Origin of the sequence: Streptomyces acidicola, from assembly GCF_009377235.1 — a bacterium.
Lineage (GTDB): Bacteria > Actinomycetota > Actinomycetes > Streptomycetales > Streptomycetaceae > Streptomyces > Streptomyces acidicola.
In genome coordinates this window covers 14002-32487 of record NZ_VMNX01000098.1, presented here as the reverse complement: position 1 = coordinate 32487, position 18486 = coordinate 14002, and the positions used below count along the sequence as shown (strand labels likewise).

Here is an 18486-nt window from a genome sequence, read left to right as displayed (position 1 = left end):
GGGCCGGCCCCCGGACCCCCGCTCCTCAAACGCCGGAGGGGCTGGATTTTTGCCGGCCGGGGCTGGGACCTTCCGGCTGACGCCGGGACCCTCCGGCTGAGGCTGGAAACTTCCCACTGAGATGGGAACTTCCCTCTGAGGCTGGGACCCTCCGGCTGAGGCTGGGAACTTCCCTCTGAGGCTGGGACTTTCCGGCCGAGGCTGGGACTTTCCGGCCGAGGCTGGGACTTTCCGGCCGAGGCTGGGACTTTCCGGCCGAGGCTGGGAACTTCCCGCTGGGGCTGGGTTCCCGCTGGGGCTGGGTTCCCGCTGGGGCTGGGTTCCGGCTGGGGATTTTCCATCTGGGGCCAGGCACCCCAGCCGAGGCCAGGCACCCCCAGCCCGGCCGGCGTTTGAGGACGAGGCCGTTCAGGCCGACAGAGGGGGTCTGGGGGCGGCAACCCCCAGGGGACGGGAATGGGTAGGAGCGGCGGGGCGAGGAAGGCTCGGGACCGACCCGGCCAGGGTCAGCCGAAGAAGACGCCTACCTCCTCGTACAGCTTCGGGTCGACCGTCTTCAGCTTGGCCGTGGCCTCCGCGATGGGGACGCGGACGATGTGCGTACCCCGCAGGGCGACCATCTTGCCGAAGTCCCCGTCACGGACGGCCTCGACGGCGTGCAGTCCGAAGCGGGTGGCGAGCCAGCGGTCGAAGGCGCTGGGGGTACCGCCCCGCTGGACGTGGCCCAGCACCGTCGTACGGGCCTCCTTGCCCGTGCGCTTCTCGATCTCCTTGGCCAGCCACTCTCCGACGCCGGAGAGACGGACATGGCCGAAGGAGTCGAGGGACCCGTCCTTCAGGACCATGTCGCCGTCCTTGGGCATGGCCCCCTCCGCCACGACCACGATCGGCGCGTACGACGCCCGGAAGCGCGAGGTCACCCAGGCGCAGACCTGCTCGACGTCGAAGCGCTGCTCCGGGATGAGGATGACGTTCGCGCCGCCCGCGAGGCCCGAGTGCAGGGCGATCCAGCCTGCGTGGCGGCCCATCACCTCCACCACCAGAACCCTCATGTGTGACTCGGCCGTGGTGTGCAGGCGGTCGATCGCCTCGGTCGCGATGCCTACCGCGGTGTCGAAACCGAAGGTGTAGTCCGTGGCCGAGAGGTCGTTGTCGATCGTCTTCGGGACGCCGACCACGGGTACGCCGTACTCGTCCGTGAGGCGCGCGGCCACGCCCAGGGTGTCCTCGCCGCCGATCGCGATGAGCGCCTCGACCTCCTGCTTGGCGAGGTTCTCCTTGATCCTTCGGATCCCGTCCTCCTGCTTGAGGGGATTGGTCCGAGAGGAGCCGAGGATGGTGCCGCCGCGCGGGAGGATGCCGCGCACCGTGGGAATGTCGAGCCGCGTGGTGTCGTTTTCGAGCGGCCCCCGCCAGCCGTCCCGGAAGCCGACGAAGTCATAGCCGTACTCCTGCACGCCCTTACGGACGATGCCCCGGATGACGGCGTTGAGCCCGGGGCAGTCGCCGCCTCCGGTCAGTACTCCGACCCGCATGGAAATTGTCCCTTCGCCATACGCTGCCTGATCGCTGTACGCGCGCCGACGCGCGTCGCGGACGCGCCACATCTGACGTCAGCCACGCTAGTAGTGATCCAGGTCACTTCAACATGGGACAGAAGGTCAATTCCGGTGAATCATGGGTGAGTTGATCAAGTCGGGATCACTCGTCCGGGTGTATCGGAGTGTTTACGCCTCGTCGAGGCCCCGCTCTATGGCATAGCGGACCAGCTCCACGCGGTTGTGCAACTGGAGCTTGCCGAGGGTGTTCTGCACATGGTTCTGGACCGTGCGGTGCGAGATGACCAGGCGTTCAGCGATCTGCTTGTAGCTCAGGCCCTTGGCGACCAGGCGGAGCACCTCGGTCTCGCGCTCGGTGAGCTGCGGCGCCTTGGGCTCGTCGGCGCCCGCGGCAGGGGCCGGCTCGGAGGCGAGGCGGCGGTACTCGCCGAGGACCAGGCCCGCGAGCCCCGGCGTGAACACGGGGTCACCGACAGCCGTGCGGCGCACCGCGTCTATCAGTTCCTCGGTGGAGGCCGACTTGAGGAGGTAGCCGGTCGCCCCGGACTTCACGGCCTCCAGCACGTCCGCGTGCTCACCGCTGGCCGAGAGGACGAGGACACGCAGCGCCGGGTTCGCGCCCACCAGTTCCTTGCACACCTGCACCCCGGGCTTCGCGGGCAGGTTCAGGTCCAGGACGAGGACGTCGGGCGCGGCGGCCTGCGCGCGGCGCACCGCCTGCTCGCCGTCGCCCGCCGTGGCGACCACGTCGAAGCCGGACTCGCTGAGGTCGCGGGCGACGGCGTCGCGCCACATGGGGTGGTCGTCGACCACCATGACCTTGATCGGGTCCTGCTGGTCCTTTCCTCCAGGTGCCCCGGACGTCCGCGTCTGCTTGCTCTCCGTCACCGCTTCTCCGCCTTCCCCCGCGAGTCCATGGAGGGCTTCGGGGCCTTGGGTACCTTCAATTCGACTTCCGTGCCCTGTCCCGGCACCGAGATCAGGTCGGCCGTGCCGCCGATGTCGCGCAGTCGGCCCCGGATGGACAGGGCCACGCCGAGCCGACCCTCGCCCTCGGCCTGGGCGAGCCGCCCCTCCGGGATGCCCGGACCGTCGTCCCGCACCGTCACGATCACCTCGTCCGGCTCGTCCTCCACCAGGATCCAGGCGCGGGCACTCTCTCCGGCGTGCCTGCGGACGTTGTCCAGCGCGGCGCCGACGGCCGCCGTCAGCTCGCGCGCGGTGAGCGGGGCGAGCCGCACGGGGGCGCCGGGCTCGGAGAGGGTGACCTTGGAGCCGGCGTAGGAGGCGAGAAGGGCGCGCAGGTCGACCGCGTGCGCCGCCCCGTCCGACGCGTCCAGCGCATCCGGGTCGTGCGGGTCATCCGTCTCCTCCACCGCCCGTACGACCGCTCCCTGGACCGCGTCCTCCGAGACGCGCGAGCCGCCGCGCGGCAGGATGCCGCCGAGTCCGCCGGACACCAGGGTGCGCAGAGCGACTTCCTGTTCGCCCGCCATCCGGCCCAGTTCCGCGGCTTCGCCGCCGAGCGCGGTGCCGCGCCGCTGCACCATGGCGAGGACCTGGAGCACGCTGTCGTGGATGTCGCGGGCCAGCCGCTCCCGTTCGCGGGTGGCGGCCTCGATCTCCAGGGCTCGGGCGAGGGTGCGCTCGGAGGCGCGGGCGACCTCGACGACGTAGCCGATGGCGATGGAGGCGATACAGACGAGCAGCACGTTGTGGACGGTGTCGCGGGTCGGGGCACCGCGCTCGGCGATGTTGACACCGGCCACGAGTGTGGAGGCGAAGGCCGCCCAGCGCCAGCCGCCCTTGATCGCGAAGGCCAGGACGGCGCCCGCTGTCCATATCGACGGCAGCGTGGGGCCGCCGGCATCGATCCGCTCGGGTGCGTCGGCGACGCGGGTGAGCAGGATGCCGGCGAGCGCGACGGTGAGGTCGGCGGCGAGGAACCCTTTGGTGCAGTTGGCCGCGTTCGCGACCCTGGGGATGGTGGCCAGCGTCCACACGGCGAGCACGGCGTAGTAGGCGACGGCCACCCAGGGGCGGGCGAACTTGTCGTTCGTGCTGGCGAAGAGACCGATCGCGTACACCATCGTCAGGATGCGGTAGCCGGTCAGAGCACGCCACAACGGCTGCTCGACCGACATCCTCATGACTCTCTCGCGCTTGGCCATGCCCCCCCTTGTTTCCTTATTCGGTTGTTCGCCTCCGGGGCGATCACGCCGGTGTCGAGAGCCGGACCTCTGCTCCCGCACACGCTCCCGCTCAGCGTCCGTTCTCGCCCTGTGGCTTCTCGGCGCGTTCCTTCTCCGCCCGTTCCTTCTCCGCCTGGTCCTGCTCGGCCTTGGCCAGCGCTGCCTTCGCGGCCCTGTCGGCCTTCTCGGCTTCCTTCCCGGCCTGCTTCTCCGCCTTCGCCGCATCCGCGATCTGCCGCTTGGCGGCCGTCGCGTACATGTCGACGTACTCCTGGCCGGAGAGCTTCATGATTTCGTACATGACCTCGTCGGTCACCGCGCGGAGCACGAAACGGTCGTGCTCCATGCCCTGGTACCGGGTGAAGTCCAGGGGCTTGCCGATCCGGATGCCAGGCCGCATGAGCTTCGGAATGACCTTCCCGGGCGGCTGGATCTTCTCCGTGTCGATCATGGCGACCGGGATGACGGGCGCGCCCGTGGCGAGCGTCACGCGTGCGAGACCGCCGGGCTTGCCCCGGTAGAGGCGGCCGTCGGGCGAGCGGGTGCCCTCCGGGTAGATGCCGAACAGCTCGCCGCGCTCAAGGACCTCGATACCGCTCTTGATCGCCGCCTCACCCGCGCCGCGCGCCCCGGAGCGGTCCACGGGGAGCTGGCCGACGCCCTTGAAGAAGGCTGCCGTCAAACGGCCCTTGATACCGGGCGTCGTGAAGTACTCGGCCTTCGCGATGAACGTGACCTTGCGGTCGAGGACCGCGGGCAGGAAGAACGAGTCAGAGAAGGACAGGTGGTTGCTCGCCAGGATGGCGGGGCCCTCGGCCGGAACGTTCTCCAGGCCCTCCACCCAGGGCCTGAAGGCAAGCTTCAGCGGCCCTCCGACGGAAACCTTCATCGCGCCGTACAACAACCGAGTGCCTCCCGTGTCTCTCGATCAGACCTTAACCCGGAGCACTGTCAAAGGACCCTACGGGCCCGGGGCCGGACAGGTTCCGGGGGACGCCGGGGGCACGGGCCGAGTGGCCGAAGGGCCTGGTCGGTGTCAGTGCGGTCGCGTACGGTGAAGTACACCTCGAAGCCCGCCAACCACAGATGTGAGGTCCGTGGGGCCTCGGGGCAGTGTTCCCGGGGTGTTCGACGTTCCGGAGCATGTCCCGTTGTAGTTCCTGCTGTTGAGTCTGTTGTTGTGCCTGCTGTCGTTCCCGGTCCTTACCTCACCGAACAGGAGACAGACGTGCCGGTCCTGCCCGGAGCCGAGCCGTACCGCCACGAGGGCGGGGAGGTCGGCGTCCTTCTCTGCCACGGCTTCACCGGTTCCCCGCAGTCACTGCGCCCCTGGGCGCGGTACCTCGCCGAGCGCGGCCTGACCGTCGCCCTGCCGCTGTTGCCCGGTCACGGCACACGCTGGGAGGACATGCAGCTCACCGGCTGGCAGGACTGGTACGCGGAGGTGGACCGCGAGCTGCACGCCCTGCGCGAGCGCTGTGCTCAGGTGTTCGTCCTCGGCCTCTCCATGGGCGGCACGCTCACCCTGCGCCTGGCCGCGAAGCACGGGGACGGCGTCAGCGGCATCGTGGTCGTCAACCCGTCGAACAAGGTGCACGGCCTGTCGGCGTACGCCCTCCCGGTGCTCCGTCACCTCGTCCCGACGGCGAAGGGCCTCACCAGCGACATCAAGAAGGAGGGCGGCGTCGAGGTCGGCTACGACCGGGTCCCGCTGCACGCGGCACACTCCCTGCGGAATTTCTGCCGGCTGGTCGACGGCGAGCTCCCCCAGGTGACCCAGCCGATGCTGCTGCTGCGCAGCCCCGAGGACCATGTGGTGCCCCCGGCCGACTCCGCGCGCATCCTCAGCCGGGTGTCGTCCACGGACGTCACGGAGATCCTGCTGGAACAGAGCTATCACGTGGCGACGTTGGACAATGACGCGGAGCGGATCTTCGAGGAGAGCTACGCGTTCATCGCCCGGCTCGCGCCCGGCGTCGGCACGGAGACGACCGGTGCGGGACAGGTGGGCCAACAGGAAGGGACGGCCACTGGTGGCTGAGCACGACTCCGAGCGCGAGCCGGAGGAGAAGGGCGCGCTCCCCGGCGAGCGCCGCGGTGACTCACGCGACGAGTCGTCGGGCGGGCCGGACGAGCCGGGCGGCGAGCAGCACGTGCCGTTCGACGAGGCCGCGGCATGGCAGGCGATCGTCGCCGGGTACGGCGAGGAGCCGCCGGACCCGCCCGGTGCCCGGCCGTTCCGCTCGGTGGAGGACCTGGCGCTGCTGGAGTCCGAGCCGGACGACACCTCCGACAAGGCCGCCGGAAAACCCCCCGAGAAGCCGTCCGACAAGGCCTCCGAGAAGAGCACGGGCGAGAGCTCGGACAAGAGCTTGGACAAGGGCCTGGACAACGGCGTGGACAAGAAGTCCGACAACGGCTCCGACAAGCCCGCGGACCAGTCCGCCGACGAGGCCGGGCCTTCGGCCACCAAGCCGCTGGGCAGCTCCATCACCTTCGCGCCGGGTGTCGGCAGCGGCCCACGCGACTACCAGGCGCCGGAGCCGAGCGAGGACGACTTCGACGAGGACGACGAGGGCCACTTCATACCACCGGAGCCGCCCCCGCTGCCCGCGGCCGACGCGACGGCCAAGTTCGCCTGGCTCGGGGTGCTCGGCGGGCCCGTCCTGCTCCTGCTCGCGGTCCTGCTCGGCTGGGACATGACCTGGTGGCTGGCCACCCTCGGCATAGGCGGCTTCCTCGGCGGCTTCGCCACGCTGGTGATGCGTATGAAGGGCGACGACGAGGACGACGACGATCCCGGTCGTGGCGCGGTCGTCTGACCTCGACGCGTACGAGGGCCCGTCCGGAAGCGTGCCGGACAGGCCCTAGCTCACGGGCACCCTGAGGGCGGCCAGGACCGGCAGGTGGTCCGTGGCCGCCCTGAGGTCGGTCTCGGTGACCCCCGGGTGGGCATGAGGCACCCCGCAGCCCAGCACCTCGACGCCCCGCGTGGCGAGGATTGCGTCGATGCGCCGGCGGGGGTCGGCGGGAGTGAAGGTGTACTCCGTGCCCCAGGGGGCGGTGGCCCGGCAGTCCTGGAGGTCGGCGGCGAGGCGCCTGAAGGTGCGGCCGTCCGGGCGCTCGTTGAGGTCGCCGCCCGCGATCGCGTGCTCCACACCCATCCCGGCGAGTCGGTCGAGGAGCATGCCGCCCTGCTCGTAGCGCTCGTCCTTCTGCAGACTCAGGTGACAGCTGAGGACACCCAGCCGGACACCGCCGAACCGTACGACCGCCGTCGCGAAGCCGCGCCGGTGCAGGCCGGGGGTGAGGGGCAGGAGCACGTCCTCCGTCCGCTCGACCGTCGCCCGCAGGGAGCACAGCAGTGCCGGGCCGGAAGCGGTGGCGCCGCCCGAGAGGGTCACCAGTCCCGAGGCCGCCGCCAGCCGCGCCAGCTTCTTGCGCCAGCGGAAGAAACGGGGGGCCTCCTGGACCAGGACCAGGTCGGGGGCGCAGGCGGTGATCACTCGGGCGAGGGCGGCGGTGTCGTCCCGCAGGGAGCGGATGTTGTAGCTGAGGACACGGATGACGGCCGAACCGTCGGGCTCAGTGCGGGAGTTGGGGAGCGGTGGCGGCGGGGTCGACATGGGATCAATGTACGTCGGGCCTGAGGGTGGAGCGCCTACCAACTCGGGAGTTTTGTCCGTTTACGAGTGCCGGTACGGGCCCTGGTACAGGTACGGGTTACGGGGTGCGTCGTGGACTGTCGCGCCCCCGCGGCGGAGCCGCATATGGATGCAGCCTCGCGCCCCTGAAGGGCGCGAGGAGCCAACGTACCGCGCAATGCGGCCCTCACATGGTCGGGTCCGGCTCCCGGGCCAGGTCCGCCGCGCCCACCAGGCCCGCCTCGTTGCCGAGTTGGGCGGCGATCACGTCGGCCACCGGGCGCCAGTTGCCGCCCACCAGCCAGCGCTTGTAGGACTTGCGGATCGGGTCGAGGACCAGTTCGCCCTCGTCGGAGAGGCCGCCGCCGACGATGAAGGCGGAGGGGTCGAAGAGGGAGGCCAGGTCCGCGAGGCCCGCGCCGGCCCAGCGGGCCAGCTCGCGGTACGAGTCGACGGCCACGGGGTCGCCCTGCCGGGCCGCCATGGAGATGTGCTTGCCCTCGATGCCCTCGGGGGTGCCGTCGCCCAGGGAGAGCAGCAGCTCGGCGTTCTCGGGGGTCGCCTTGGCGCGCTGCTTGGCGTATCTGACGAGGGCGCGCCCGGAGGCGTACTGCTCCCAGCAGCCCTGCGAGCCGCAGCCGCACAGCAGGCCGTCCGGGACCATGCGGATGTGGCCGAACTCGGCGGCCACGCCGAAGTGCCCGCGGCGCAGCTTGTTGCCGATGATGATGCCGCCGCCGAGGCCGGTGCCCAGCGTGATGCAGATGACGTTGCGGTGGCCCTTGCCGGCGCCGAACTTGTACTCGCCCCACGCCGCCGCGTTCGCGTCGTTCTCCACGACGACCGGCAGGTGGACGCGTGCCTCGACCTTCTCCTTCAGTGGCTCCTGGCGCCAGTCGATGTTGGGGGCGAAGTAGACCGTGGACCGCTGGCGGTTCACGTAGCCGGCGGCGCCGATACCCACGCCGACGATCTCGTGTCCGGCGCGGGCGCCTTCGACGGCGGCGGCAATGGCGTCAACGATCGCCTCGGGCGTGCCAGGAGTCGGCACCTTGTGAGTCGAGAGGATGTTGCCTTCCTCGTCGACCACACCGGCCGCGATCTTCGTGCCGCCGATGTCGACGCCGATGGTGAGTCCCATGAATCCCTCAGTTTCGGTCGAGCCCCGCTATGGCCAACCGTACCCGAGGCCCTGCCGCCGGGTTCCGGTCGGCAGGGTCTCAACAGGGACGTCAGTCCAAGTCGATGCGCTCCCCGGGGCCCGGGTCGTCGCCCTGGTCCCGGGGGTCGGAGTCGGGGTTGGTCCAGCGCCTCTCCTGGCTCTCGACGGCCGAGCGGTACGCGGCGAGCAGTTCGGAGCCGGCGGCGGCCAGGTGGTCGAAGACGTCGGGGTTGCGCTCGATGACGGGCTCGACGGCGGCCTTCGCCTGCCGGACGGCCTGGTTCAGCATCTGCTGGGCCGTGCCCGAGGCGACCGCGCCGAACAGCGGTGACTGGATGCCGGACAGCTTGTCGGCGACGGCGTCGACCAGCTTGCGCAGTTCCTCGGCGGCCGAACCCGGGGGTGGTCCGTACTGGGCGCGGCGCCGGGCCTTCTCCGCCGCGAGGTCCTCCTCACACGCCGTCGCCCAGGCATCGGGGTCGGTGACGTGCACCTCTTCGACCGCCTCGTCCTGAGCCTTCTGTCGAGCGGCGTCGTCGGACGTGGGGCGCTCTTCGCTCATGGCGGACTCCTGCCTAGGGTTCGTACCTTCGACGTTACCCGAACGGCGGTTACTCGTTCACCGCCCCGCGGGCCACAGCTCCGGGTCCGGGGCGAACCGGATCCTGAGCTCGCCCTCGCGCAGGGACGCTCCGTCCACCGTGCAGCGGCGCAGGGCCGACGGGAGCTGGATGATTCGGCGGAACTGCCCCGCGGTGACGACGAGTTCGTCGCCGCGGCGGATGAGGTCCAGCTCGTCGCGTATCGCGCCGGGCAGGGGGATGTGCCAGGCGAAGACCCTGCCGCCGCCCTCGTCGGCGGGCTGTTCGGTGACGGGCCACTCGACCGGGGCGGGGTCCGGGTTGACACCGGGCAGGTCGAGCGCGGTGAGGTCGTCGCCGCCGCGGGGGTCGCTGCCGAGGTGGGCGACCTCGTGGACGCCCGGCCCGCCGCCGTACGCATCCCGCCAGCTCTCCAGGGCCTTGCGCTGCTGGGCGACGAGGCCCGCCAACCAGGTGTCGTGCGTGGCGTGGGGCAGGACGCGGTTGGCGACGAGCACGTCGACGCGCAGGCGGTGCAGGGCGAGGCCGACGGTGGCGGTGCGGACGTGGTCGGTGCCGCTCGGTCCCGGTTCGGCGACGAGCCTTACGGTCGTGGACCGCTCCTCAAGGACGGCCTGCACGGCGGCCAGTTCGCTGTCCCAGCGGGCGGCCGTGTCGTACAGCCACTCCGCGGGCATCGGCACGCCCGCGAGGCGTCCGAGGACGGGGCGCAGGGCACGGGCGGCCTGCCGCTCCGGGGGCAGCAGGCGGCGCAGATAGCGGCGGAGCTCCTCGGGGAGTCCGAGCAGCGCGACCGCCTGCGGGCCCGGGGGCAGGTCCACGACGAGCAGGTCGTACGCCTCGGAGAGCACCGCGTCGCGCAGGGCGCGCAGGAGGGCGAGCTCCTCGGCGCCGGGCAGCGGGGTGAGTTCCTCGGCGTCGAGGCGGGAGGCGCCGAGGAGGTCCAGGACGGAGCCGGCCCGCTCCTGGAAGGCGACCAGGTCCTCGCGGAAACCCTCCGCCGCGTCCGGCCGCCACGCGGTGAGCCCGGTGGCCGCCTCCACGGGGTCGGCGCCCGTGGGTACGCCGAGTATCGCGCCGAGAGTGTCGGTGCGGTCGGCGCCGAGTACGAGGGTGCGGGTGCCCTCGCGGGCGGCCTTGAGGGCGGTGGCCGCGGCGATCGTCGTGCGGCCGGCGCCGCCGGGGCCGGTGATCAGGATGGTGCGCATGGGCTCCGCCTCGGGGCCGGGTCGTCTCGTCTGCCTGGTTGGGGTCGGTGGGCGGCTGCGGGTTGTGCTGGGCTTGTCGCGCCCGCGCGGCGGAGCCGCATATCGACACAGCCCCGCGCCCCTTGCGGGGCGCGCCCGGCGGAGGCTACTTGTCCCCGGACTCCACCCTCTTCTTCAAGCCCGCCAGCGCGCGGTCGATGATGACCTTCTCGGCCTTGCGCTTGATCATGCCGAGCATGGGGATCTTGACGTCGACCGTGAGGCGGTACGTCACCTCGGTCGCTCCGGCACCGGCCGGCTTGAGGATGTAGGAGCCGTCGAGGGAGCGCAGCATCTGGGACTTGACCAGGGTCCAGGAGACCTCGTGGTCGCCGGTCCAGGTGTACCCGAGGACCTGGTCGTCCTTGATGGCGCCCGCGTCCATGACGAGACGGACCTGCTCGGCCCGGCCCTGGTCGTCGGCCTGGAGGACCTCCGCCTCCTTCACCTCGCCCGTCCAGTCCGGGTAGCGGGCGAAGTCGGCGATCACGCCCATGACGTCGGCCGGTGCCGCCTCGATCGTGATGCTCGAACTGGTGTGTTCCGCCATCGCCGTGGCTCCTCCAGATGCGGTCCGGTGAGGGAGGGTCGTACGCACGCGTGTGCAGCGTCAGGGCCTGTTCTGAGTTCCCCGTCGTCCGCGCGAAGCGCGGGCGCAGCGGCGTTCGGTGCGTGCGATCGGCGTGCGGTGTCGCAGGTCATGTGGCGGAGCCACCTGTCCTGCGGCGCCGTGCGGCGATCGTGCGTGCCGGGCGCCGGGGCGCAGGCGGGGAACTCAGAACAGGCCTTAGGCTACCGCGCGCCCGCCCGACGCTTGGCACCCCACCTGGGGGTCACCACTCCAGCGCCCAGGGTTTCCCGCTCCCGGCGAAGTGCCCGACGTTCACGCACTCGGTCGCCCCGATCCGCATCCGCCGTACGAGCGGCTGGTGGACGTGGCCGAAGAGCGCGTAGCGGGGGCGGGTGCGGCGGATCGCGTCCAGCAGGGCCCGGCTGCCCCGCTCGAAGCGGCGCGCCACCGTGTCGTACACCAGCTCCGGGACCTCCGGCGGGATGTGCGTGCACAGCACGTCCACCTCGCCGACGGCCTCGATCTTCGCCGCGTACTCCTCGTCGCTGATCTCGTACGGGGTGCGCATGGGGGTGCGCAGGCCGCCGCCCACGAAGCCGAAGGCCCAGCCGCCGATCTCCACGCGCTCGCCGTCCAGCACCGTGATGCCCGGTCCGGCGTACTCCGGCCACAGGGTCGGCATGTCGACATTGCCGTAGGTGGCGTACGTCGGAGCGGGGAACGCGGCGAACAGCTCGGCGTACTGCTTGCGTATCGCCTTCTCGATCACGGTGGCCCGTTCCGAGCCGATCCCGGCCCAGAGCCGGGCGCCGAACGCGCGGGCCTCCTCGAAGCGGCGGGCGGTGCGCAGCTCGACGATCCGGTCGGCGTTCTCGACGCCGAACAGGTCGGGGAAGATGCCGCGCGAGTGGTCGGCGTAGTCGAGGAAGAGCACCAGGTCACCGAGGCAGACCAGGGCGTCGGCACCCTCGCCCGCCCGGGCCAGGTCGCGCGCGTTGCCATGCACGTCGCTGACCACGTGGATGCGCGTCCTGCCGCTGCTGCCTGGTGTGGGTGCCATGGTGATCAAGCGTAGGGGCGTGGCGCAAAAGTGAACAGAGGTGGCCGGACTTGTGGTTACTGGCCAGTTGCGAATTCCGTGGACTACTGTGCGCGAAGGAAAGCCTATTGACGTGTGACGGAGAAAACATCTCGCCCGACCCCCTGTCATAGAAGGGATACCGACGGGTAACGTCCGGGCAGTCCAGTTGTGCTCAGGATTTCAACAACTCAATCCGAGAGCACCTGCCCGAGTCCTGGACCGACCGTCGCAGCACGCAGAGTCGGGTGCCGGCGCCCTATGAGGAGCAGCAGTCTTGCGCGAGTTCAGCCTTCCGGCTTTGTACGAGGTCCCCACGGACGGCAATCTCACCGACATCGTCCGGAGAAACGCCGCGCAGCACCCCGAAGTCGCCGTGATCGCCCGCAAGGCGGGCGATGCCTGGCTGGACGTCACCGCCGCCGCCTTCCTGGCCGAGGTGCGGGCCGCCGCGAAGGGGCTCATCGCCTCCGGGGTCCAGCCGGGTGACCGGGTCGCGCTGATGTCCCGTACCCGCTACGAGTGGACGCTGTTCGACTTCGCGATCTGGTCCGCGGGCGCCGTCACCGTGCCGGTGTACGAGACCAGCTCGCCCGAGCAGGTCCAGTGGATCCTCAGCGACTCGGGCGCGACCGCCTGCATCGTGGAGCAGGACAACCACGCGGCCGCCGTCGAGTCGGTGCGCGACCGGCTGCCCGCGCTCAAGAACGTCTGGCAGATCGAGGCCGGCGCCGTGGAGGAACTGGACCGCCTCGGCCTGGACGTCACCGACGCGACGGTCGAGGAGCGCAGCTCGCTGGCCAAGGCCGACGACCCGGCGACCATCGTCTACACGTCCGGCACGACCGGCCGCCCGAAGGGCTGTGTGCTCACCCACCGCAGTTTCTTCGCCGAGTGCGGGAACATCGTGGAGCGGCTGCGTCCGCTCTTCCGTACCGGCGACTGCTCGGTGCTCCTCTTCCTGCCGCTCGCGCACGTCTTCGGGCGGCTGGTGCAGATCGCGCCGATGATGGCGCCGATCAAGCTGGGCAACGTCCCGGACATCAAGAACCTCACCGACGAACTGGCCGGCTTCCGGCCCACGCTGATCCTCGGTGTACCGCGTGTCTTCGAGAAGGTCTACAACGCGGCACGCGCCAAGGCGCAGGCGGACGGCAAGGGCAAGATCTTCGACAAGGCGGCGGACACGGCCATCGCGTACAGCAAGGCCCTGGACACCCCGTCCGGTCCGCCGCTCGGGCTGAAGGTCAAGCACAAGGTGTTCGACACGCTCGTCTACAGCAAGCTGCGGGCGGTGCTCGGCGGCAAGGGTGAGTACGCCATCTCGGGCGGCGCCCCGCTGGGCGAGCGCCTCGGCCACTTCTTCCGCGGCATCGGCTTCACAGTCCTGGAGGGCTACGGACTGACCGAGTCCTGCGCGGCCACCGCCTTCAACCCCTGGGACCGGCAGAAGATCGGCACGGTCGGCCAGCCGCTGCCCGGTTCGGTGATCCGCATCGCCGACGACGGCGAGGTGCTGCTGCACGGCGAGCACCTGTTCAAGGAGTACTGGAACAACCCGGGCGCGACTCAGGAGGCGCTGGCCGACGGCTGGTTCCACACCGGTGACATCGGCACCCTCGACGAGGACGGCTATCTGAGGATCACCGGCCGCAAGAAGGAGATCATCGTCACCGCGGCCGGCAAGAACGTGGCCCCTGCCGTGATCGAGGACCGTATCCGCGCGCACGCGCTGGTCGCGGAGTGCATGGTGGTGGGCGACGGGCGGCCGTTCGTGGGCGCGCTGGTCACCGTCGACGAGGAGTTCCTGGGCCGCTGGGCCGCCGAGCACGGCAAGCCGGCGGGCTCCACCGCGGCGTCGCTGCACGAGGACGCCGACCTTGTGGCCGCGATCCAGTCGGCGGTCGACGACGGCAACGCCGCGGTGTCGAAGGCGGAATCGGTGCGGAAGTTCCGCATTCTGTCCTCCCAGTTCACCGAGGACTCGGGCCATCTCACGCCGTCACTGAAGCTCAAGCGCAGCGTGGTGGCCAAGGACTTCGCGGACGAGATCGAGGCGATCTACCGGGGCTGAGCCCCCGCCCGGCCGACCCTCATGACACGGTGTCCTCGGCCAGGACCCGCGCCATCGTCCGTTCCGCGAGCGCGGTGATCGTCACGAACGGGTTGACCCCGATCGACCCGGGCACCAGTGAGCCGTCCGTGACGTACAGCTTCGAATAGCCCTTCACGCGCCCGTAGCCGTCGGTCGCCTTCCCCAGCACGCAGCCGCCCAGCGGGTGGTACGTGAAGTCGTCGGCGAAGACCTTGCTGGCCGAGCCGAACAGGTCGTAGCGGTAGATCGTGGAGTTGGCCGAGTTGATCCGGTCGAAGAGCTTCTTGGCCATGGAGACGGACACCGCGCTCTGGGCGGCGCTCCAGCCGAGCTTCGCCGAGTCGCTCGCCGCGTCGTACGTGAACGCGGCGCGCTCCGGGTTCTTGGTGATCGCCAGATAGAGGCTGACCCAGTGCTCCAGTCCCGTGGGCAGCGGGGCGATCTCGGCGAAGACCGGGTTGGCGGTGTTCGCCCAGTCGTCGATCCCCATGACGGGCATGGTGGACTGGTTCGCCCCGACGGTGTCCCAGAGGTGGTTGGCGCGCCCGAGCATCACGTTGCCGTTCGTGCCCCAGCCGCCGCCGACGCTCGCGTCGAGGGCGGGCAGGGTTCCCTTCGCCCGTGCCCGGACCAGGAGTTCGGTGGTGCCGACGCTGCCCGCGCCGAGGAAGAGGTAGGTGCAGCCGTACTCCTTGGTCTCGACGACGGCGCCGGTGTCGTCGATGCGGTCGACGGTCACGACGTACGTCCCGTCGCTCTCCCTGCGTATCCCCCTGGCCCGCTCCATGGTGTGGATCGTGACGTTGCCGGTGCCCAGCGCCGAGGCGAGGTACGTCTTGTCGAGGCTGCGCTTGCCGTGGTTGTTGCCGTAGATGACCTCGGCCCCGAGCGCGGACTTGGTGGCCGTGCCGGCGGCCTCGCGCTGCATGTGGGCGAAGTCGTACACGCTCGGGACGAACGTGGTCTTCAGACCGGCGTTCTCGGCGTGCTTGCGGGAGATCCGGGTGAAGCGGTACCACTCGGTGGACTCGAACCAGGCGGGGTCGATCGTGTTGACGCCGAGCATGGAGCGGGCGCGCGGGAAGTACGTGCCGTACATCTCCGCGGTGTCGACGGTGGGGAACTGCTCGGCGAAGTACGACTGGAGGGGCGTGACGGCCATGCTGCCGTTGACCAGCGAGCCGCCTCCGACACCGCGTCCCACGTACACGGACATGTTGGCGAAGCGGACGCGGTCGAGGACGCCGGGGTAGGGGCTGATGTCCCGGTTGACGACATCCAGCCAGAGAAAGGTGGCGAGCGGCGCCTCGGTGCGTGTGCGGAACCACATCGATCTCTGGTCGGGCGCGTTGGTGGGACAGAACACCTTGCCGTCGGAGCCGGCGGTGTTCCAGAGTCTGCCCATCTCGATGACGAGTGTGCGGATGCCGGCCTGACCGAGGCGCAGGGCGGCCACGGCGGCGCCGTAGCCGGAGCCGATCACGATGGCGGGCGAGTTGTCGACGGCCTCGGGCTCCACGGCGTGCGCGGACGTCAGACCTACCCGGGTGAGACCGAGGGCGGCGGCCGACTGCAGTGCGGCGAGACCGAGCAGGCGGCGGCGAGAAAGGTGATGGTGCGTCAGTTTTTCTGTCATGCGCACAGAATGCGCGGGTGCCCTTATTCTTACCAGGGATACTCGATACCCCTTTTACCCCTTCCACCCCTCTTGTCCCGATCGCATCTTCTGGGACTTCCGCACCCTTAGTACCTTTAGTCGCCTTCTGCCCCTACAGCAACTGCTTCAACTTCTCCGCCAGCAGGTCCCACCGCCACTTCTCCTCGACCCACTCGCGGCCCCGCTCCCCCATGCGGCGCCGCAACTCCGGGTCGTCGAGGAGGGTGAGGACGCGGTCGGCCGCCTCTTCCGGGGAGCCGCCGCGGACGACCCAGCCGGTCTCACCGTCGAGGACCGCGTCAGGGGCGCCGCCGGAGTCTCCGGCGACGACCGGCAGCCCCGTCGCGGAGGCCTCCAGGTACACGATGCCGAGCCCCTCCACGTCCAGCCCGCCCCGGCGCGTACGGCACGGCATGGCGAAGACGTCTCCGGCGCCGAAGTGGGCGGGCAGCTCCGCCCAGGGCACGGCTCCGGTGAAGCGGACGGAGCCGGCGACCCCGGTCTCGTACACGAGCCTGCGCAGGTCCTTCTCGTAGGGGCCGCCGCCGACGATCAGCAGCACCGTCTCGGGCTGCCGGGCGAGGATGCGCGGCAGCGCCCGGATGAGCGTGTCCTGCCCCTTGCGCCGGACCAGCCGGGAGACGCAGACCACGACCGGGCGGTCGGTCAGGCCGAGGCGGGCGCGGATCTCGTCGCCGCCCGAGCCGGGGTGGAAGGTCTTCTCGTCGACACCGGGCGGGAGCTGCACCATGCGCCCGGCCGCCGCCGGGGTCAGCGCGGCCGCGATCCGGGAGCGCGTGTACTCGCCGAGGTACGTGATCGTGTCCGTGGCCTCCCCGATGCGGCGCAGCAGCCCGCGGGCGGCGGGCAGCTGTGCCCAGCCCGCCTCGTGCCCGTGCGTCGTGGCCACGAGCCGCTCCGCGCCTGCCCTGCGCAGCGCGGGCGCCATCAGACCGAGCGGGGCCGCGGCCCCGAACCACACCGAGGTGCAGCCGTGCTCCCGCAGCAGCGACACCGCGCGCCGCGTGGCGTCCGGAGTCGGCAGCAGCATGGTCGTCCGGTCACGTACGACGGTGAAGGGCTGTTCGGCGTCGAAGGCGGCCGTCGCCTCGACGCCCTCACGGCTCCGCTTCCACGTGGACGCGTAGACGACCAGCCGCTCGGGGTCCAGCCGCAGCGCCATGTTGTGCAGGAAGGCCTGGATGCCGCCGGGCCGGGGCGGGAAGTCGTTGGTCACGATCAGGGTCTTGTGCATCGCCGCCGACCCTACCGGGCGGGTCCCCGCACCGGACCTGACCGGGTTCCCCACGGCCGGGCCCGGCCACGCCGCGAGCCCTCTCACAGGCGGACAGGACATCATGTCCCCACATACGGGACACACGAGCAAGGGCGGAGGTGGACATGGCGGCGGGCACACAGCGATTCCCGGTCGGGCTCCTCACGGCCTGGACCGCGACCAGGCTGCTCCTGTTGCTCTTCGTCCTCAAGTTCCTCGTCTTCCCCGGCCCGGACGTGACGACCGACGTCTCGGTGATCTACCAGGGCTGGTACGAGGTCCTGCGCGGCGGCACATACCCCTTGGGCGACGTGACGTGGCAGTACCCGCCCGGCGCCGCGCTCGCGATCCTCTCCCCCGCCCTGCTGCCGTTCCTGGGCTACGCGCCGGCGTTCTTCGCCCTGGTCCTCCTTTCCGACCTGGTGGTCCTCGCGCTGCTGTGCTCCGCGGGGACGCGCCCCGGCGGGGCACAGCGCGGCGCCTGGGTGTGGGTCGTGGGCGTGGCGCTGCTCGGGCCGACCGTGTACGCCCGGTATGACGTGATGGTGACGGCGGTCGCGGTGGCCGCGTTGCTCGCCGGAGCGCGTCACCCGCGCGTGATGGGGGCGCTCGCGGCCTTCGGCGCGCTGCTGAAGGTGTGGCCGGTACTGCTGCTCGTGGGGGCGAGGAAGCGCGCGGCATGGCTCTCCGCCGCGGTGACCGGCTCGGTGCTGGCGGCGTTGTTCGCGGTCTGGATGCCGGGCGCCTTCGCCTTCCTGACCTTCCAGCGCGAGAGGGGCACGGAGATCGAGTCCCTGGGCGCGCTCGCCCTCCACGTGGCCCGCCAGTTCGGCTGGGAAGGCCAGGTGCTGCTCAACTACGGCTCGGTCGAGTTCCTCGGGCCGTACGTCGACGTCGTCAGCATGGCGGCCCTGCTGCTGAGCGCGGCGGCCTTCGGCTGGCTGGCGCTGTGGCGGCTGCGCGCCAGGCGGTTCGCGCCGCACACGCTCGCGGAGGCGGCCTTCGTGGCGGTGCTGATGTTCACGACCACGAGCCGGGTCATCAGCCCGCAGTACATGGTGTGGCTGGTCGGGCTCGCGGCGGTCTGCCTGTGCTTCAGGGCCGGCCGGATGGTGGTGCCCGCGTACCTCGTCCTGGCCGCGTGCCTGCTGACCGTGCTGGAGTTCCCCGTCTGGTTCGACCACGTGGTCGCGAGCGACTGGCTGGGCGTCCTCCTGCTCTTCGCCCGCAACGGCCTGCTCGTCCTCGCGACGCTGTTCGCCGCGCTGGAGCTGTGGCAGGACACGGTGGGCCTCCGGCGCGAAGAGGTGGTTCACCGTCCCGAGGAGCGACGTCCTCAATCGCCGGACGGGCTGCTCGATCCGACTGCCCCTGGCCAGTAGGGCTCGTCCCGACTGCCCCTG

The 18486-nt window shown here is 70.8% G+C and carries 16 protein-coding genes; 4 read left to right on the top strand and 12 right to left on the bottom strand.

What is annotated here, in order from left to right:
• Positions 1 to 506: 506 nt before the first annotated feature.
• From FPZ41_RS24295 to FPZ41_RS24280, 4 genes are all read right to left on the bottom strand, one after another.
• Entirely contained in the window at positions 507 to 1535 is a 1029-nt protein-coding gene (locus tag FPZ41_RS24295; protein WP_152865840.1) for a 6-phosphofructokinase, read from the bottom strand.
• Between the two features lie 192 nt (positions 1536 to 1727).
• Positions 1728 to 2375 (bottom strand): response regulator, encoded by a 648-nt coding sequence (locus tag FPZ41_RS24290; RefSeq protein ID WP_152865847.1) that lies wholly within the window; start codon positions 2373 to 2375, stop codon positions 1728 to 1730.
• A 68-nt stretch (positions 2376 to 2443) separates the two neighbouring features.
• A complete protein-coding gene (gene macS, locus FPZ41_RS24285) occupies positions 2444 to 3730 on the bottom strand; it encodes a MacS family sensor histidine kinase (RefSeq protein WP_152865839.1) in 1287 nt (428 codons plus the stop codon).
• 91 nt (positions 3731 to 3821) lie between these two features.
• Positions 3822 to 4640: a lysophospholipid acyltransferase family protein gene (locus tag FPZ41_RS24280; RefSeq protein ID WP_152865838.1), complete on the bottom strand. Its 819-nt coding sequence runs from the start codon at positions 4638 to 4640 to the stop codon at positions 3822 to 3824.
• A gap of 339 nt (positions 4641 to 4979) precedes the next feature.
• Here FPZ41_RS24280 and FPZ41_RS24275 point away from each other — a divergent pair, with 339 nt between their 5' ends.
• Positions 4980 to 5792 (top strand): alpha/beta hydrolase, encoded by an 813-nt coding sequence (locus FPZ41_RS24275; protein ID WP_131565829.1) that lies wholly within the window; start codon positions 4980 to 4982, stop codon positions 5790 to 5792.
• Positions 5785 to 6573, top strand: coding sequence for a hypothetical protein (locus FPZ41_RS24270; RefSeq protein ID WP_322620652.1), 789 nt, complete (start codon positions 5785 to 5787; stop codon positions 6571 to 6573). Before FPZ41_RS24275 ends, FPZ41_RS24270 begins: the two co-directional genes overlap by 8 nt.
• Positions 6574 to 6618: 45 nt before the next feature.
• On the opposite strand, the gene FPZ41_RS24265 is transcribed toward FPZ41_RS24270, so the two are convergent.
• From FPZ41_RS24265 to FPZ41_RS24240, 6 genes are all read right to left on the bottom strand, one after another.
• A complete protein-coding gene (locus tag FPZ41_RS24265) occupies positions 6619 to 7377 on the bottom strand; it encodes an endonuclease/exonuclease/phosphatase family protein (RefSeq protein WP_152865837.1) in 759 nt (252 codons plus the stop codon).
• A gap of 205 nt (positions 7378 to 7582) precedes the next feature.
• Complete coding sequence (locus FPZ41_RS24260; protein WP_131565825.1) at positions 7583 to 8536, bottom strand: ROK family glucokinase; 954 nt, start codon at positions 8534 to 8536, stop codon at positions 7583 to 7585.
• Positions 8537 to 8627: 91 nt separating this feature from the next.
• The gene (locus FPZ41_RS24255) at positions 8628 to 9119 is read right to left on the bottom strand and encodes a DUF5304 domain-containing protein (protein WP_152865836.1); all 492 of its coding nucleotides are present in this window, start codon (positions 9117 to 9119) and stop codon (positions 8628 to 8630) included.
• A gap of 57 nt (positions 9120 to 9176) precedes the next feature.
• Positions 9177 to 10367, bottom strand: a complete 1191-nt coding sequence (locus FPZ41_RS24250; RefSeq protein ID WP_152865835.1) for an ArsA family ATPase — start codon at positions 10365 to 10367, stop codon at positions 9177 to 9179.
• Between the two features lie 145 nt (positions 10368 to 10512).
• Complete coding sequence (locus FPZ41_RS24245) at positions 10513 to 10956, bottom strand: SRPBCC family protein (RefSeq protein ID WP_152865834.1); 444 nt, start codon at positions 10954 to 10956, stop codon at positions 10513 to 10515.
• A 283-nt stretch (positions 10957 to 11239) separates the two neighbouring features.
• On the bottom strand, positions 11240 to 11995 hold the full coding sequence (locus tag FPZ41_RS24240; protein WP_322620653.1) for a metallophosphoesterase family protein: 756 nt from the start codon (positions 11993 to 11995) through the stop codon (positions 11240 to 11242).
• Positions 11996 to 12332: 337 nt separating this feature from the next.
• Between FPZ41_RS24240 and FPZ41_RS24235 the strand changes: the two genes are divergently transcribed.
• Complete coding sequence (locus FPZ41_RS24235) at positions 12333 to 14129, top strand: AMP-dependent synthetase/ligase (protein WP_152865832.1); 1797 nt, start codon at positions 12333 to 12335, stop codon at positions 14127 to 14129.
• Positions 14130 to 14148: 19 nt separating this feature from the next.
• Here FPZ41_RS24235 and FPZ41_RS24230 read toward each other — a convergent pair whose 3' ends face one another.
• Both FPZ41_RS24230 and FPZ41_RS24225 read right to left on the bottom strand, forming a co-directional pair.
• Positions 14149 to 15786, bottom strand: a complete 1638-nt coding sequence (locus FPZ41_RS24230; RefSeq protein WP_152865831.1) for a GMC oxidoreductase — start codon at positions 15784 to 15786, stop codon at positions 14149 to 14151.
• Positions 15787 to 15919: 133 nt separating this feature from the next.
• Entirely contained in the window at positions 15920 to 17062 is a 1143-nt protein-coding gene (locus tag FPZ41_RS24225; protein ID WP_152865830.1) for a glycosyltransferase family 4 protein, read from the bottom strand.
• 146 nt (positions 17063 to 17208) lie between these two features.
• Between FPZ41_RS24225 and FPZ41_RS24220 the strand changes: the two genes are divergently transcribed.
• On the top strand, positions 17209 to 18465 hold the full coding sequence (locus tag FPZ41_RS24220; RefSeq protein ID WP_152865829.1) for a glycosyltransferase 87 family protein: 1257 nt from the start codon (positions 17209 to 17211) through the stop codon (positions 18463 to 18465).
• The last annotated feature ends 21 nt before the right edge of the window (positions 18466 to 18486 follow it).